Annotated in this window: 13 protein-coding genes; 8 read left to right on the top strand and 5 right to left on the bottom strand. The window is 35.2% G+C overall.

What is annotated here, in order from left to right; all coding sequences use genetic code 11:
* Positions 1 to 324: 324 nt before the first annotated feature.
* Together BCR26_RS13155 and BCR26_RS13150 are read left to right on the top strand one after the other, a co-directional pair.
* A complete protein-coding gene (locus BCR26_RS13155) occupies positions 325 to 1,716 on the top strand; it encodes an L-cystine transporter (RefSeq protein WP_069699457.1) in 1,392 nt (463 codons plus the stop codon).
* 138 nt (positions 1,717 to 1,854) lie between these two features.
* Complete coding sequence (locus BCR26_RS13150; RefSeq protein WP_069699458.1) at positions 1,855 to 2,481, top strand: putative ABC transporter permease; 627 nt, start codon at positions 1,855 to 1,857, stop codon at positions 2,479 to 2,481.
* 242 nt (positions 2,482 to 2,723) lie between these two features.
* Here BCR26_RS13150 and BCR26_RS13145 read toward each other — a convergent pair whose 3' ends face one another.
* The gene (locus tag BCR26_RS13145) at positions 2,724 to 3,218 is read right to left on the bottom strand and encodes a class I SAM-dependent methyltransferase (RefSeq protein ID WP_342669762.1); all 495 of its coding nucleotides are present in this window, start codon (positions 3,216 to 3,218) and stop codon (positions 2,724 to 2,726) included.
* 855 nt (positions 3,219 to 4,073) lie between these two features.
* On the opposite strand from BCR26_RS13145, the gene BCR26_RS13140 reads away from it, so the two are divergent.
* Positions 4,074 to 4,535 carry a phage tail protein gene (locus BCR26_RS13140; RefSeq protein ID WP_069699455.1) on the top strand — a complete coding sequence of 154 codons (462 nt, stop codon included), beginning with the start codon at positions 4,074 to 4,076 and terminating at the stop codon, positions 4,533 to 4,535.
* Between the two features lie 258 nt (positions 4,536 to 4,793).
* On the opposite strand, the gene BCR26_RS13135 is transcribed toward BCR26_RS13140, so the two are convergent.
* Positions 4,794 to 5,468, bottom strand: a complete 675-nt coding sequence (locus BCR26_RS13135; RefSeq protein ID WP_069699454.1) for an MBL fold metallo-hydrolase — start codon at positions 5,466 to 5,468, stop codon at positions 4,794 to 4,796.
* Between the two features lie 423 nt (positions 5,469 to 5,891).
* Positions 5,892 to 6,512, bottom strand: coding sequence for an MBL fold metallo-hydrolase (locus tag BCR26_RS13130; RefSeq protein WP_084387141.1), 621 nt, complete (start codon positions 6,510 to 6,512; stop codon positions 5,892 to 5,894).
* A 106-nt stretch (positions 6,513 to 6,618) separates the two neighbouring features.
* On the opposite strand from BCR26_RS13130, the gene BCR26_RS13125 reads away from it, so the two are divergent.
* The 3 genes from BCR26_RS13125 to BCR26_RS13115 all read left to right on the top strand — a co-directional run bounded on the left by BCR26_RS13125 (position 6,619) and on the right by BCR26_RS13115 (position 9,318).
* Complete coding sequence (locus tag BCR26_RS13125) at positions 6,619 to 6,990, top strand: VOC family protein (RefSeq protein WP_069699453.1); 372 nt, start codon at positions 6,619 to 6,621, stop codon at positions 6,988 to 6,990.
* 168 nt (positions 6,991 to 7,158) lie between these two features.
* A complete protein-coding gene (trhO, locus tag BCR26_RS13120) occupies positions 7,159 to 8,073 on the top strand; it encodes an oxygen-dependent tRNA uridine(34) hydroxylase TrhO (RefSeq protein WP_069699452.1) in 915 nt (304 codons plus the stop codon).
* Between the two features lie 147 nt (positions 8,074 to 8,220).
* Positions 8,221 to 9,318, top strand: a complete 1,098-nt coding sequence (locus BCR26_RS13115; RefSeq protein WP_069699451.1) for a glycerol dehydrogenase — start codon at positions 8,221 to 8,223, stop codon at positions 9,316 to 9,318.
* A 66-nt stretch (positions 9,319 to 9,384) separates the two neighbouring features.
* On the opposite strand, the gene BCR26_RS13110 is transcribed toward BCR26_RS13115, so the two are convergent.
* On the bottom strand, positions 9,385 to 10,122 hold the full coding sequence (locus BCR26_RS13110; RefSeq protein WP_069699450.1) for an amino acid ABC transporter ATP-binding protein: 738 nt from the start codon (positions 10,120 to 10,122) through the stop codon (positions 9,385 to 9,387).
* Positions 10,123 to 12,282 carry an amino acid ABC transporter substrate-binding protein/permease gene (locus BCR26_RS13105; protein ID WP_069699449.1) on the bottom strand — a complete coding sequence of 720 codons (2,160 nt, stop codon included), beginning with the start codon at positions 12,280 to 12,282 and terminating at the stop codon, positions 10,123 to 10,125.
* Positions 12,283 to 12,574: 292 nt separating this feature from the next.
* Here BCR26_RS13105 and uvrB point away from each other — a divergent pair, with 292 nt between their 5' ends.
* Complete coding sequence (gene uvrB, locus BCR26_RS13100; RefSeq protein WP_069699448.1) at positions 12,575 to 14,569, top strand: excinuclease ABC subunit UvrB; 1,995 nt, start codon at positions 12,575 to 12,577, stop codon at positions 14,567 to 14,569.
* Between the two features lie 10 nt (positions 14,570 to 14,579).
* Entirely contained in the window at positions 14,580 to 17,396 is a 2,817-nt protein-coding gene (gene uvrA, locus BCR26_RS13095; RefSeq protein ID WP_069699447.1) for an excinuclease ABC subunit UvrA, read from the top strand.
* Positions 17,397 to 17,535: the final 139 nt, after the last annotated feature.

The raw sequence follows: 17,535 nt of genomic DNA, 5'->3' as shown, positions 1-17,535 counted from the left end.
CATCTTCATTTCTCCTTTAGATTGGTTTTCGTCGACTTTATTCTACAGGATTTGAAGGTGTCTGTCTTTTTTTATGCAAAAAAGTGCTGGCGACATCGGTCACCAACACTAGATATTATAGAGCCATAGTTTTTGGCTATCGCAAGCTTTTTTTTCTATCATAAAAAGAATCTTAGAAAATGTATCTTATTAGAAAGTAAGGTAAAATAAGAGTATCACTGAAAATTTTCTTCATTTTCAGGGGAATTATTGAAGAATAGTTCCAGGGAACCTTTACTTCCTCGATGGACTTGTCATTTAAAATAAAACATAGGAGGAAAAAAAATGACAACACTCATCACTGTTTTAGTGGTTCTAACTTTTATTGGTTTACTTTATGGGTTTTACAAAATGCAGGCGAAGCATTTAAAGTTTTCGACCCGCGTATTTAGTGCATTAGCTGTAGGAATTGTATTTGGAGCAATTATTCAATTCATATTTGGGACAAAAAATAGTGTGACAACCCAGTCTTTGGAATGGATAAATATTGTAGGAAATGGTTATGTAGCCTTTTTGCAAATGTTAGTAATTCCATTGGTTTTTGTTTCAATTGTAGGAGCCTTCACTAAAATGACGGCGTCAAAAAAAATAGGAAAAATTAGTTTTACTGTTTTGGCAACATTGCTTGGTACGACTGCAATCGCTGCTTTAATAGGTATTGGTACTACGTTACTTTTTGGGTTACAAGGAGCGAAGTTCACTGAAGGAACAGCAGAAACAGCTCGGATAGCTGAATTAGCAACGCGACAAGAAACGGTTGAAAGTCTATCAATTCCTGAACAAATTACTGCTTTTATTCCAAAAAATGTTTTTGCTGATTTTGCAGGAACGAGACCCACTAGTACGATTGGTGTGGTAATATTTGCTGCATTTGTCGGAATTGCTTATTTAGGCATTAAAAGAAAGTCACCAAAAGAAGCAGAATTTTTTGCGAATTTGATTGATAGTTTATATAAAATTACGATGCGAATTGTTACACTTGTTTTACGGTTAACTCCGTATGGCGTTTTGGCTTTAATGACGAACGTAGTTGCTTCAAGTGACTTTAATGCGATTCTCAATTTAGGTAAATTTGTGGTAGCCTCTTATGCTGCGCTGCTAGCAATTTTAATCGTTCATTTACTAATCTTAATAACCATTAAGGTCAATCCGATTAAATATTTAAAAAAGGCGTTTCCAGTCTTAAGTTTTGCATTTACGTCAAGATCCAGTGCAGGAGCTTTACCGTTGAATATTGAAACACAAACAAAAGCACTTGGTGTAGATGATGCTACCGCTAACTTTGCCGCTAGTTTTGGATTATCTATTGGTCAAAATGGATGTGCAGGTGTTTATCCAGCGATGTTAGCAACGATAGTGGCACCGACTGTGGGAATTAATGTGTTCAGTTTAGAATTTATCCTAATGCTCGTAGCAATTGTGACGATCAGTTCATTTGGTGTAGCAGGAGTTGGTGGTGGTGCTACATTTGCGTCATTGATTGTTCTTGGAGCAATGAACTTGCCTGTAGCGATTGTTGGTTTAGTTATTTCGGTAGAACCGTTGATAGATATGGCTAGAACAGCAATCAATGTTAGTGATACTATGGTAGCAGGATTAGTGACTAGTGCGAAAATCAACGAATTAGATTTAGACGTTCTAAATGATCAATCAAGAGTTGTGGAAGCAGAGGCATAAAAAGTTATAGAAATAAAAAGGGCTGTATTTATATAAGATTCTGCTATTTTAAGCAGAATCTTTTTTAGTATCTTAATAATTGAAGGAATGTGGTTTAAATGATAAAGTAGAATTATTATGTTGATTAGTGAGGATTTTATGCAGAAAATAAGTGAGAAACTTAAAACATTTGATTATTATCGTCTATTGACATATCTATTCGTTTTTTCATTGTTAGGGTGGTTATTTGAAACGGGTGCAGTATTGATAGAATTTAATCACTTTAGTTATCGTGGTTTTTTCTTTGCCAAACAAACTGTTCATTATTATTTCCCCCAAATAGCTAACGATTCTTTTTTAGGTCAGCTTCGCTTAGTTTGGGGATTGCCCATGATTGATATGTATGGCTATGGCGCTATTATTATTTGTTATACTCTGGGTGGTTTGAAAAAGAAACCAGTTCAGCTTTTTTTTATAGGGATGATTTTGATGTCTCTATTTGAGCTTATTGGCAGCTATTTTTGTAGCTTTGTTTTGCATCACGATTATTGGGACTATACGGATAAATTTATGAATTTCCAAGGGAGAATCTGCTTGCAGTCGGCAATTGCTTGGGGTGTTTTATCGTTTATTACTATTCGGTGGCTTAAGCCAGAAGTTGATAAAAGCTACGAAAAAGTTAAAGAGAAAAAATGGTATAAAAATATGTTGATAGTGTTGTTAGTTTATTTTGTTATATGTAGTGTTGTTAAGTATATAGTAGATCCAGGAATTATTCCTAGTTAAAAAGTGTATAGCAAAAAAAGGTTGAGCTAAAAGTCGTTTAAGTTTGAGCAGTTAAAGAAAAAACGAGCATTACCAAAAGCGTACTATTTGTTTTTTGCGAAAATGTCGAAAAACCTGACTTTTAGCTACTTTTTTATTAAGCGTTAGAGTCTGAGATAAACCTGTTCTTTGGTTTTGTCTCAGACTCTTTTTCAGCTTCTAATTGATGAGGAAAAACAAAGGGGCTTGAACAGTTTTTGGTATTACGTTTTTTTATAAATAGTATATGAAATCCATCCGTTTTTCTTTTCGACAGAATGTAGTAAAAATCCTCTTTCTTCTAAAAAAGCTTCAAAGTAGTTTTTGTTACTAAACTGTTTGAGAAAATAAGCTAGTTTTGCAAATTCACAGGAAATTAATAAAGTTCCATTGTCGTCTAATATACGGTGAATTTCCTCAAAACATTCTCCGATATTTTCCCAGTGAAAATGAGTTTGGAAAGCGGTAATAAGGTGAAATTCCCTAGTTGAAAAAGTAGTTTGATTGATAGATTGCTGAGAAAATGAAATTGAGTGATCGAAAGAATTTTTTCTATTTTGAGAAGCTTTGATTGCTTCGGCAGATAAATCAATGCCATGAACTTTAGCATTTCTAAAAGTATCAGCTAAAAATGTTGTTGACAGACCATTTCCAATACCAATATCCAAAATATTTTTTGGCTTTTGTTGCGGGAGCAAACTGATTGACCATCTCACCATTGGTAAATATGATTGATTCCAGAGAGTCATCATCCATTTTCCAATAAATCCTTTTGGTTGTTTGGATTGTTGAATTAAATGGAAAAATAATAGTATGCTAACCAGTAAAAAAAGTATGAGTAAAAGAAAAAAGTTCATATAGGTTCTCCTTTTTGATTATGATATTCATTAATAGTTGAAGATGATTGCTTATAGAATATCATGCAAAATGCAATTCAGCACGTCTGTTTCATCAAGCGCATCAGACAGAATTTTTTCATTATTGATGTTTAAATAATCTTTTAGCTGTTGTAGTCTTTCCAGCTCCAGAATTTCCTCGTAAAATAATTAACGTAGATTTCATAGTAGTATTCTCCTAAATTTTTTTCACTCATTAACGATTATAACAATAATTAGTTAAGCAGGTGTTTTTTTTACTTTTCCGAGTGAAGTAGGAAACTATATCCGCTCCACTACTAGCAGTTGTAGCCGTGAAAACCGTGGAACCGCTCTGAGTCCAAAGGGTCAGGTCTCAGTTAAAATCAATAGCAAGCCCAAGTAATTCGCATTGGCTTCTAGAAACGGTTACTGGCACCAACTACCAGTAGTTCTGCTATTTTATTTACAATAAGTTATTTTCTTTGTGTGATGCTCCACTTGATGAATTGAAAAATAAGCACTTAAAAAGAGGAGGGAAATATACCCAAAGCCCCTTTAAAAGGTAGTGATAGCAATGGAGTAGAGTTTCCTAGATGACTCTTTACCTAAAAGAGAGGAACCAATTGACAGGATTCTTCTTAAAAGTAGTTTTCTTTTATCAAAAGGGGCACAGTTGTTATAATCAAGATAGAAATTCAAATGAAAAGAGGGATAACTATGTCATACAAAGTAGATTTTAAAAACGTTTCTATCATCGGATTTGAAGCTTCGCCAGTAGCAGCAGCTTTAGCTGGTCTTCGTGCGAATGAGGCACGCTATTATTGGAATAAATTTAAACATGAATTTGTTACAGTACCTGTTGCTGAGGACTCTGAAACGCTTCACTGGATTGAAAAAATTTTGGTAGAACGGGAGCTGAAGTTTCCTTATAAACCGCTAGAAGTATCAAGCTTTGAAGTAGATAATACAAAATTTGCCTATGTTTTTTATGAAAATGGTTTAGTTGTAAATGTTTTGTATAGTCTTGCTGACGATGGCAAGCGGGCGGTTGGATTTAAACTTTCTGAAGGAATGGAAATACCAGTCGAATTTGAAGGGAAGTTTAAATTTGCTCGTCAAAAATCGAAGCTCGCCGGAGAGATTCGAGGTTCATTTTTTGTCATTAAAGGGAAGTACTGAGACAGGAAGTATTAAAATGCTGACTAATTTTACCCATTTTTAAGAATCCTCTCTAGAGATAACCGATATTACGGCATTTCTAGAGAGGATTTATTCTTTGCTTTTTTTCTTTTTTATCATAAACAAAGAGTTGTTGGGCTACAATATTATGAGTGTATCGCAACTCTTTAATCACAAAATATGCAGGATGTTTTTAATGGCAATCGTATTTGATTCACGCTCTCTTTTATTGATGCCAATCAGCTCTTTTGTAGTTAGTTAAAACATGAATTTCCCATCATGATAAGAGATAATCTGATTAAAATCAGTATTCATTATTTTTTTGTAAGATTCCATAGCGGCATTAAAGTCACTACAAAAATTAATGTCTGGTGGCTGAATTCCTGTTTCACTAATAGTTATCGCATCTCCCGCGATTAATACTTTTTCAGCAGGTAAATAGATGCTGATATGTCCTGGTGTATGTCCCGGAGTATTGATAACCTGAATTTTTTCAAAAATGATTTCGTCATTCTTTTCGCTTAATTCAAAATCGATATCTACGTGGGATTTTGCCATGTTTTTCTTAATCACTTGATAAATTTCGTCTTCAATCTCAGTTCTATTAGACTTGTTTTTAAGAACATTAAACTTAAGTAATTCTTTAGAACCATTAATATAAGGAGTATCTATTTTTGAAGCATAAATTTTTGTATCAAAAGGCTCAAAATAGTTAGCGTTACCCATATGGTCCAGATCTTGATGTGTTAAGATTACTTTAGTAATGGAAGAAATAGGGAAACCAAGTTCTTCTATTTTTTTAATTAACTGTTGTAGCGTTTCAGGAAGACCAGTATCAATTAGAATTACGTCCTCTTGATCCCATAGTAAAACTGGATAAAGCTTTCCTCCACTGCTATCTAGTTCAATTACCTCTACATGAAAATTTTCCATTATTTCCTTTCTCCTTCTTTTTTAGTTAATAACATAAAATGACTGTTGCTTATTAATAATATCTGTTCAAGTTTATTCCCACTCAAGCTTCATCCCAACTCCGACTCCTCCAATTGGTATTTGCTTATGTATCGCGGCCTTAGCATTAAAGGAAACACAGTGACAAGGATAAAGTTCAGAAATTTCATTTGCCCTAAAGTAAGCTATCGTTTCAACTAATTGCTGGTCCTCTTCAAATAAATGAAAGCCACCAATAACGCCTAAAATATTTGTTTGCTTCGTTACTTGTTTCGCATATTCGCAAATATTGCTAGGATGCGTCTGAAAACTATGGTGAAATCCAAGTTTTTCAGAGAATTGTGTGGAAATCTAGGAAGAAAACGCAGCTTATGTGGTGCATCAGCGAGGCTTTCTGACAACGAGTTACATGCAACTCGCGAAAATATTTGTCGCTGTAGTTTTCAGACACATCCTTATCCCACTGTGAGAACAACCTGTAATAATATAAATCCCGTTTTTTCCTTCATATACGATAGCCGAATCATCTGTAACATAATCTGGAACAAATTTTCCAGCTAGCTTTGTCTCTCCAACTTGCTTTCTAGGCTCGAAAAGAACAATTTCAGGAATTTCTCCCAAAAATGTCAGTCGTTCTGAAAGCTTTACAGGATCTTTAGATAATTGTAAACTGTATTTTTTAGAAAGTTCTTCAAGGGAAATCGCAGAACCAATCTCTTCTTCACATGCTTGTTTTGGATAAAAGGTTAATGGGTGAGCAATAATTGTAGGTTTTTGTTCTTTAAATATCGTTTCTAAGACAGGTAAACCACCAGTGTGGTCATTATGGCCATGTGAGAAAACAACTTCAGTAACCATAGATAAATCAATTCCTAATTTTTTAGCGTTAGTATAAAAAGTATCACTATAACCTGTATCGAATAGAATTTTTTTTGAACCGTCTTCAATATAAAAAGATAAAGCGGGTTCGCCAGAATAGTAATGATCAATGTATACATTATTATCTACCAAAACAGTCAATTTCATATCATTTCACTCCTGAAATCAAAATTTTTTTCATTTAGAATAACATAAAGTATCATAAGAAGTATATAATAAGTAAGTGACTTTAAGAGAGCAAGGAGAGAAAAAAATGTTTTCAAATCAAATGAAAATTATGTTATATGTTACAGATGTCAATGCTTCTAGCGAATTTTGGCAAAAAATTGGGTTCGTAGAAGTGGAAAGAGACCATGTGGATGGAACGATTGTTGTAGAAATAGCCCCTAGTGCTACAGCTGAAACTAGAATTGTCTTATATGATTTAGCTTTTATACAGCAACACTCTCCAGAAGTAGCAGGGAATACCCCTTCATTAATGTTCCAAAGTGACGATATTATGAAGCTTTATAAAAGTATGCAAGAGTCTGGTGTAAAAGTTGGAGATTTAGTTCAATTACCTACAGGGCTAGTATTTAACTTCGCCGACAATGATGATAATTATTTTGCTGTATCAGGTGAATAATACACAATAGACGACAAATTTTTAAGATAAAATGAAAAGAGAGAAACAAACTGTTGTAAGTTTTGTTTCTTCTTTTTTTGTGTGAAAATACACAAGCAAAATAATAGCTTTTCCATTTTTCCTTTATATATAATAAGTGAGATTAAAGAGGAAAAGGAGAAGTTTAAAATGGATTATCAAGTATTACTTTATTATAAATACACGACTATTAAAGATCCAGAAGCTTTTGCGAATGAGCACTTTGCACTGTGCCAATCGTTGAATTTAAAAGGTAGAATTTTGGTGGCGGAAGAAGGAATCAATGGGACGCTTTCGGGGCTTACAGAAGATACAGAAAAGTATATGGAATGGATGCAGGCTGATGAACGCTTTAAGGATACCTATTTTAAGGTAGATAAAGAAGAAGCTCATGTTTTTCGCAAATTATTTGTTCGCCCAAGAGGGGAATTAGTTGCCCTTAATTTAGAAGATGATGTCGATCCTTTGAAAACGACAGGCAAGTATCTAGAGCCTAAAGAATTTCGTGAAGCCTTACTTGATGAAGAAACAGTAGTGATTGATGCCAGAAACGATTATGAATATGATTTAGGGCATTTTAGAGGAGCTGTTCGACCTGACATTCGTAATTTCCGTGAGCTTCCTCAATGGATTAAAGACAATAAAGAAAAATTTATGGATAAAAAAGTAGTAACTTATTGTACTGGTGGTATTCGTTGTGAGAAATTTTCTGGCTGGTTGCTAAAAGAAGGGTTCAAAGATGTATCTCAACTACATGGAGGAATTGCAGTTTACGGAAAAGATCCTGAAGTTCGTGGCGAATTGTGGGATGGAAAAATGTACGTTTTTGATGATCGCATTAGTGTTGAAATCAATCATGTAGATAAAAAAATAATCGGTAAGGATTGGTTTGATGGGACACCTTGCGAACGATATATAAACTGTGCCAACCCTTATTGTAATAAACAAATTCTAGCATCAGAAGAAAATGAAGCCAAACATCTTGGCGGTTGTTCAGAAGAATGTAGTAATCATCCCGATAACCGCTATGTTAAAAAGAACCAAATGAATACAAAAGCTGTGTAATACAAACCAAATGTTATAGTCTGTAAAAAACACAAGTGAAGCTTCGATTTAGTTGAAGTTTCACTTGTATTTTTTTGTTCATCAGTGAACAAAATCTTGCCATTCCACTAATCATATGCCACACTAATATAAAAAGAGGTGAGAGTAGTGGAAAAAATTTTTTCAAGTCCTTCAAAATATGTTCAAGGAAAAGGTTTATTAAAAACAGGGATTACTTACATTCAAGAATTAGGTCAGAAAGTTGTACTTTTGACTGATGCAATGGTTTGGGAGATTGCTGGAAAAGAATTCGAAGCTAAACTAAAATCTGAAGGAGTCGAAGTTTTTACCGAAATATTTACTGGTGAAACAACTGAAAACGAAATTCAACGGCTTATCCAGAAAATTAAAACAGAGAAAATTGAAGTGATTTTGTCTTTAGGTGGTGGGAAACTAATTGATACTGGGAAAGCTATCGGAAACGAATTAGGTTTAGCAGTAGCTATTATACCTACTACAGCTTCGACAGATGCGCCAACGTCTTCAATAGCTGTTTTGTATAAGGAAGATGGCTGTTTTCAAAAGTATGTCTACTATAAAAAAAATCCTGATTTGATCTTAGTGGATACAGAAGTAATTGCTAAAGCACCTGTCCGATTATTGATTTCAGGTATTGCAGATGCACTGGCGACAGCGGTGGAAGCAAGGGCCGTACACCGTAAAAATGGTGAAAACACTCTAGGTGGTAGACAAACAATTACAGCATTAGCTATTGCCGAAAAATGTGAAGAGGTTCTATTTAGCTACAGTTTACAAGCGATTGAAGCCAATGAAGAAAAAGTAGTAACAGAAGCGTTAGAAGCTGTCATAGAAGCGAATACGTTACTTAGCGGTTTAGGATTTGAAAGTGGAGGATTAGCAGCAGCTCACGCGATTCATAATGGCTTTTCAGCCGTTTCTGGGGACGTTCATCGGCTGACGCATGGTGAAAAAGTAGCTTTCGGTACTCTTGTACAATTATTTTTAGAGAATCAACCGAGGGAGACGATTGATAAGTACATTGAATTCTACCAACGACTCGGATTACCAACAACATTAGAATCAGTTTTTTCAAAAGAGCCTACTAGCGATGAATTATTAGCTGTTGCCCAGCAAGCAACACTAAAAGGGGATAGCTTAGAACAAATGCCAATGAGCTTGACGGTAGAAGATCTGGTTGCAGGAATGTTGACAACTGACAGCTATGTGAAAAAATACTTTCAATAAATCTAAAAGAATCCTGAATGAGCTGCAAGTCAATGCTCATTCAGGATTCTTTGAATTTTTCTTAGTTTAAATATTGAGAACTTTATCTAGAAAATCTTTTGTTCGTTCATTTTGAGGATTTTCAAAGATTTGTTTCGGTGTGCCATCTTCTAAGAAATTGCCTCCATCAATAAACATTACGCGATTAGCGACTTCTTTTGCAAAGCCCATTTCGTGAGTTACAATCACCATGGTCATGCCTTGTTTAGCTAATTTTTTCATAACATTTAGTACATCACCGACCATTTCAGGATCTAGTGCGGAAGTTGGTTCATCGAAAAGCATAATGTCTGGGTTCATAGCTAGCGCCCTAGCAATTGCTACACGCTGTTTTTGTCCACCAGAAAGAGATTTTGGATAACTATCTTTTTTGTCAGCTAAACCAACTGTTTCTAACAATTTTATCGCCTTGGCTTCAGCTTCTTCTTTAGATAAACGACCTAAATCAGTCGGAGCTAAAGTAATATTTTCTAATACAGACAAATGTGGGAACAAATTAAAATGTTGAAACACCATCCCAATATGTTGACGAATTTTATTAATGTCAGTATTTTTGTCGGTAAGATTAGCACCATCAATAATGATATCTCCGCTAGTTGCTTCTTCTAATTGGTTTAGGCAACGTAAGAAAGTGCTTTTTCCTGAGCCAGAAGGGCCAATGACACAAACGACATCGCCTTCTTGGATAGAAACATTGATATCGTTTAACACAGTATTTTCACCATATTTCTTAACTAGATGTTCTACAAGGATTTTTTCTGCCATTTATTTCACCCTCTTTTCTAAAACTTTTGCTAATTTTGTCAAAGCAGTAATTAAAATTAAGTAAAGTAGTGCAATGACGAAGTAAACCATTGTACTTTGTAAGTTACGAGCAACGATAATTTTTCCTGTTTGAAGTAATTCAATTAACCCAATTGCTGAAAGAATTGTTGTATCTTTTAATGAGATAACAAATTGGTTTACAAATGACGGAATCATAATTTTGATTGCTTGTGGTAAGATAATTTTCCGCATCGTTTTGTTGTAAGACAAGCCTAAACTTCTGGAAGCTTCCATTTGGCCAACAGGTACTGCATTAATACCACCACGAACAATCTCAGAAATATAGGCACTTGCATTTAAGGTTAAAGTGATGATCCCGGCAATAAACACAGGAATATTGAACCCTAAAACACCAGGAAGTCCGAAGTAAATAAAGAATGCTAACACCATAAGAGGAATTCCTCGAATAATATCTACATAAACAGTAGCCAAAAAGCGTAAAGTTTTTGATGGTGCCACACTAAATAGTCCGAATAAAACACCGACAATCAAAGCTAAAATGAATGAGATTAATGTTAACTGAATAGTCATCCATAATCCACTTAGTAGACGTGGCCAATTATTTTTAAGCATTCCTATAAGAGTCGACTCATCAACTTTGTTTTCTACGCTACCATCTTTGATATAAGTTCCAACGATTTCGTCGTACTCACCTGTACGTTTTAATTCTTTTAGTCCTTCATTAAACATTTCAATTAATTCAGGATTTTTACCTTTTTTCACAGCAAAGCCATAAGAACCACCTTCTTCGCGAGGAATAGGAGTAGCTAATGGTTGATTTTGAGCAATTCCGTAACCAATGACAGGATAATCATCCATCATTGCCACAATTTCACCAATTTCTAAGGCGCTGTATAAAGCATCAGTTGTATCTAAATATTTGATTGAATAACCATATTTGTCTTTATTAGCTTCTAAGAAGTCTGCACTTTCAGTACCAATTTTAGCACCAACTGTTTTACCTTTTAAATCTTCATAAGATTTAATGGTGTCATTGCCTTTTTTTACAGCCAGCTGAATGCCACTCTTGAAATAAGGGTCTGAAAAATCAAAGGCTTTTTCACGTTCTTTGGTGATTGTCATACCTGCAATCATGCCGTCAGCTTGTCCAGATTCAACTGCTTGAACAGCAGAACTAAAACCAATAAATTTGAAGTTGATATTGAAACCTTGTAACTCAGCGATTCTAATCATTAAATCAACATCTATTCCTTGATACTCTCCATCAGAGTTTTGGAATTCGAAAGGAGCGAAAGTAGAATCACTAGCAATCACATATGAATCTTTTAAAGGATTAATTTGCTTCATTTCAGTATTGTCATCACTACTATCTTCAGTACCTGTTGAAATATACTTCGCAATAATTTGGTCATATTTTCCTGATTCTTTTAAGTCTTTTAAGCCAGCATTAAATTTTTCAATCAACTCAGGATTTTTGCCTTTTTTTACAGCAAATCCGTATGAACTGCCTGTTTCTTTTTTACCGACTAGCTTTATCTTTTGACCATTTGTAACAGCGTAGCCTAAAACAGGATAGTCATCAAAAATGGCATCTGCTTCACCATTTTGTAATGCTTGATATAAACCAGTAGCATCATCAAAGTTTTTAATCGTATAACCATACTTTTCTTGATTTTTTTCTAAGAAAGTAGCACTTTCAGTTCCTACTTTAGCAGCAACTGTTTTACCTTTTAAGTCAGTATATGTTTTAATTTTGTCATTGTTTTCTTTGACAGCCATTTGAAGTCCGCTATCAAAATAAGGTTCAGAGAAATCAAATGATTTTTTTCGCTCATCGGTGATGCTCATGCCAGCAATCATTCCGTCGACTTGATTTGATTGAACAGCTTGAATGGCACTATCAAAGCCAAGTGGTTTTAAGTCTACCTTGAACCCTTGTTCTTCAGCTATTGTATTAAGCAAGTCGATGTCAATCCCAGTATATTTTCCGGTGTCATCTTGGAATTCAAAAGGAGCAAATGTTAAATCTGTTCCTATAGTATATGTTTTTTCCTCTGCTTGTGTCGAGTAACCAATAGAAAATGTTACTAGAGTTGCCATCATGGCAATGAATGATAGAAAAAAGTGTTTCTTTTTCATAAAATACCTCCTATGTTTGCATATTCAATCATTATAAAGCATAAAATAGCAAAAATACAAGTAGGTAGGTTAAGGAAAATGAAAAAATGCTGAACTTCTGACATGAGATGTAACGTTTTGTTACATGCGTTTAATAAATTAAAGTGCAGATGTATTTTTTTATTAAACTAGCGAAAATATGTTCGGTATGTTAAAATGATGGAAGAAATGAAACGAACGATTTGTTTCATTTTTTGATGTATTTATAGAATAATAAAGTACTAATTTACTTATTGTTAAAGGAGGAAATTAGATGATAGAGAGAGAGACCTCCAATACCTTTGACTTAGTTTCCAAGTATAAGCCGGATGGGGATCAACCAGTTGCTATTAAAAAATTAGTAGAAGGAATTGAAGGTGGCGAAAAAGCTCAAATTTTATTGGGTGCAACAGGTACAGGTAAAACATTTACTATTTCCAATGTGATTAAAGAAATCAATAAACCAACCCTAGTCATTGCCCATAATAAAACCTTAGCAGGCCAGTTGTATGGCGAATTTAAAGAGTTTTTTCCTAATAATGCAGTCGAATATTTCGTCAGTTATTATGATTATTACCAACCAGAAGCCTATGTCCCTTCTAGCGATACATATATCGAAAAAGATGCCAGTATTAATGATGAGATAGATAAACTACGACACTCAGCAACGAGTTCATTACTTGAGCGAAATGATGTGATTGTTGTTGCCTCCGTTTCTTGTATTTTTGGATTAGGTGATCCGAAAGAGTATAGCGAACAAGTTGTTTCTTTACGAGTAGGCATGGAAATGGATCGTAGTGAATTATTAAGAAGTTTAGTGGACATACAGTATGAAAGAAACGACATTGATTTTCAGCGGGGACGTTTTCGTGTCCGTGGCGATGTGGTAGAAATATTTCCTGTTTCTCGTGATGAAAATGCCTTACGAATCGAATTTTTTGGAGATGAAATTGAACGGATTCGTGAAGTTGATGCACTGACTGGTGAAGTAACTGGTGAGACAGAACATGTTGTGATTTTTCCAGCAACACACTTTGTAACAAACGAAGAACATATGGAACAAGCGATTTCTCAGATTCAAGAAGAGCTAGAAGGAAGATTAAAAGAACTTCGCTCAGAAAATAAACTCTTAGAAGCGCAACGTTTAGAACAACGAACGAATTATGATATTGAAATGATGCGTGAAATGGGCTATACATCAGGGATTGAAAACTATTCTAGACATATGGATGGACGAAGTGAAGGAGAACCTCCATATACGTTGATTGACTTTTTCCCAGATGATTTTCTATTAGTGGTAGATGAGTCGCATGTAAGTATGCCTCAAATTCGTGGGATGTATAATGGCGATCGAGCAAGAAAACAAATGCTTGTGGATTATGGTTTCCGTTTACCGAGTGCCTTAGATAATCGTCCATTGCGTCTAGAAGAATTTGAAGAACACGTCCATCAAATTATCTATGTTTCAGCAACGCCAGGTCCTTACGAACATGAGCAGACTGAGACTGTGATTCCGCAAATTATCCGTCCAACAGGCTTGCTTGATCCGTTAATCGAAGTTCGTCCAATTATGGGACAAATTGATGATTTAGTTGGAGAAATCAATGAGCGTGTAGCGAAGAACCAACGTGTTTTTGTAACTACTTTGACGAAAAAGATGTCAGAAGATTTAACTGATTATTTCAAAGAATTGGGAATCAAAGTCAAATATCTTCATAGTGATATTAAAACATTAGAACGAACGGAAATTATTCGCGACTTACGCCTAGGTGAGTTCGATGTATTAGTAGGAATCAACTTGCTGAGAGAAGGACTGGATGTTCCAGAAGTATCATTAATTGCGATTCTAGATGCGGATAAAGAAGGGTTCTTGAGAAGTGAACGCTCTTTGATTCAAACAATTGGTCGAGCCGCGCGTAATGAAGAAGGCCGAGTGATAATGTATGGAGATAAAATTACCGATTCTATGCAGAAAGCAATTGATGAAACTGCTCGTCGTCGTTCTATTCAAGAAAAATATAATGAAGAACATGGGATTGTGCCTAAAACAATTATTAAAGAAATTCGTGATTTGATTTCTATCTCTAAAGTTGCCGAAGAAGATGCAGCTTATGAAGTAGGCAAATCCTATCATGAATTGACACGAAAAGAAAAAGCTGACTTGCTAATGAAATTAGAGAAAGAAATGAAAGATGCGGCGAAAGCTCTTGATTTTGAAACTGCCGCAACGCTAAGAGATACCATTTTAGAATTGAAAGCAGCAGAATAGGAGACGGATAATGGCAAATGATAAGATTGTAATTCATGGAGCACGCGCTCATAACTTAAAAGATATTGACGTCACAATACCTCGAGATAAATTGGTTGTAGTCACTGGACTTTCTGGATCTGGGAAAAGTTCTCTTGCTTTTGATACGTTATATGCGGAAGGCCAACGTCGTTATGTTGAAAGCCTTTCTGCCTATGCAAGACAGTTTTTAGGGCAAATGGACAAACCAGATGTTGATAGTATTGATGGATTAAGTCCAGCGATATCAATTGACCAGAAAACAACAAGTAAAAACCCACGTTCTACAGTAGGAACGGTAACAGAAATAAATGATTATCTGCGATTGCTTTTTGCACGGGTAGGCCATCCTATTTGTCCGAATGATCATATTGAAATTACCAGTCAATCTGTTGAGCAGATGGTAGATAAAGTCTTGGAATTACCAGAAAAGACAAAAGCACAAATTTTAGCACCTGTTATTGTTAAGAAAAAAGGACAACATAAAAAAGTATTTGAAATGATCCAAAGAGAAGGATATGTTCGTGTTCGTGTAGATGGCGAAACGTATGATATTAGCGAATTGCCAGAACTAGAGAAGAATAAAAAACATGATATCGCGATAGTAGTTGACCGAATTGTTATAAAAGAAGGTGTTCGTTCTCGTTTATTTGATTCTTTTGAAGCGGCTTTGCGTTTGGCAGATGGTTATGCATTAGTTGATGTGATTGGCAAAGAGGAAATGCTGTTTAGCGAACATTATGCTTGCCCATACTGTGGGTTTACAGTGGGAGAATTGGAACCGCGTTTATTTTCTTTCAATGCCCCCTTTGGAGCTTGTTCAGACTGTGATGGATTAGGTGTAAAATTGGAAGTAGACAGGGATTTAGTTATTCCTGATGGGACAAAAACGTTACGTGAAGGTGCAATTGTACCTTGGAATCCAATTAGTTCTCAATATTATCCTCAAATGCTTCAGCAGGCAGCTGAAAGCTTTAACATCGACATGGATACACCTTTTAATGAATTGCCAGAAGAACATCAAGAGATTATTTTGAATGGATCAAACGGAGAACCGTTCCACTTTCATTATGAAAATGATTTTGGTGGAGTTCGTGACGTAGAAGTTCCTTTTGAAGGGATTTTAACGAATATAAAGCGTCGCTATCACGAAACGAATAGTGACTTTACTAGAGATCAAATGCGTCTATACATGACTGAATTGACCTGTCGCAGTTGTAAAGGGTATCGTTTGAATCAGCAAGCACTCTCCGTTAAAGTTGCTGATAAAAACATTGGGCAAATAACTGATTTGGCAATTAAAAATGCGATTGAATTTTTTGAAAACGTTGAATTATCAACCCAAGAAAAAATTATTGCCAAACCGATTTTAAAAGAAGTAGAAGATCGCCTGAATTTCTTGAAAAATGTTGGCTTAGATTACTTGACACTCAGTCGGGCAGCAGGTTCCTTATCTGGGGGAGAAGCGCAAAGAATTCGTTTGGCCACTCAAATTGGTTCAAATTTATCTGGTGTGTTATATATCCTTGATGAACCTTCTATCGGTCTACACCAAAGAGACAATGACCGATTAATTGATTCTCTGAAAAAAATGAGGGATTTAGGCAACACATTAATCGTTGTGGAACATGATGAAGACACTATGAGAGCTTCGGACTATTTAATTGATGTGGGACCAGGTGCGGGACATTTAGGTGGAGAAATTGTGGCATCTGGGACACCAGAAGAGGTAGCTAAAAATCCAAAATCATTAACAGGACAATATCTTTCTGGAAAAAAAGTAATTCCTGTCCCGAAAGAACGTCGTAAAGGAAATGGGAAGAAGCTTAAAATCACTGGTGCTGCAGAAAATAATCTGAAAAATGTTTCGGTAGAATTTCCATTGGGGGAATTTGTTGCTGTAACCGGAGTATCTGGTTCTGGAAAAAGTACCTTAGTGAATCAAATTCTTAAAAAAGCTCTTGCACAAAAAATTAATCGTAACTCTAATAAACCAGGGAAACACAAGAGTATTTCTGGCTATGAAACAATTGAAAAAATTATCGATATTGACCAAAGCCCAATTGGTCGTACGCCAAGAAGTAATCCAGCCACTTATACAAGTGTGTTTGATGATGTCCGTGATTTATTTGCTCAAACGAATGAAGCAAAGGTTCGTGGGTATAAAAAAGGTCGTTTTAGTTTTAATGTCAAAGGCGGTCGTTGTGAAGCCTGTCGAGGAGACGGTATTATAAAGATTGAAATGCATTTTTTACCAGACGTCTATGTTCCTTGTGAAGTTTGTCATGGCAAACGATATAACTCAGAAACGTTAGAAGTATATTACAAAGGCAAAAATATCTCTGATATTTTAGAGCTGACTGTGGAAGATGCAGTAGAGTTTTTCAAGCATATTCCTAAAATTCATCGGAAATTAAAAACGATAGTGGATGTAGGATTAGGTTATGTTACTCTTGGGCAACCAGCAACTACATTATCAGGTGGCGAGGCACAGCGAATGAAGCTTGCCAGCGAATTGCATAAAATTTCCAATGGGAAGAACTTTTATATCTTGGATGAACCGACTACTGGTTTGCATACCGATGATATTGCAAGACTATTACTAGTATTGGAACGGTTGGTTGAAGCAGGAAATACAGTATTAGTTATTGAGCATAATTTGGATGTGATTAAGTCTGCGGATCATGTTATTGATTTAGGACCAGAAGGTGGAGATGGTGGTGGAACTATTGTCGCAACAGGAACACCAGAAGAGATAGCGGTAGTGAAAAATAGTTATACAGGTCAATATTTAAAGCGAGTTTTGTAAAAGGGTCTAAATAAATCGAATAAATTCAGGATATTTTAAATATACGCCGATAGTAAAATTAAGCTAGACAACTAAAAAAGTCATTTGTGCTACACTCAAAATAGTTCTGACGAAAGAATTATAAGGAGTGAAGACAAAT

It is taken from the genome of Enterococcus rivorum, from assembly GCF_001742285.1.
Classification (GTDB): Bacteria; Bacillota; Bacilli; order Lactobacillales; family Enterococcaceae; genus Enterococcus_L; species Enterococcus_L rivorum.
Note: the sequence above shows the minus strand (reverse complement) of the source record. Positions and strands in the feature narration are given on the sequence as shown.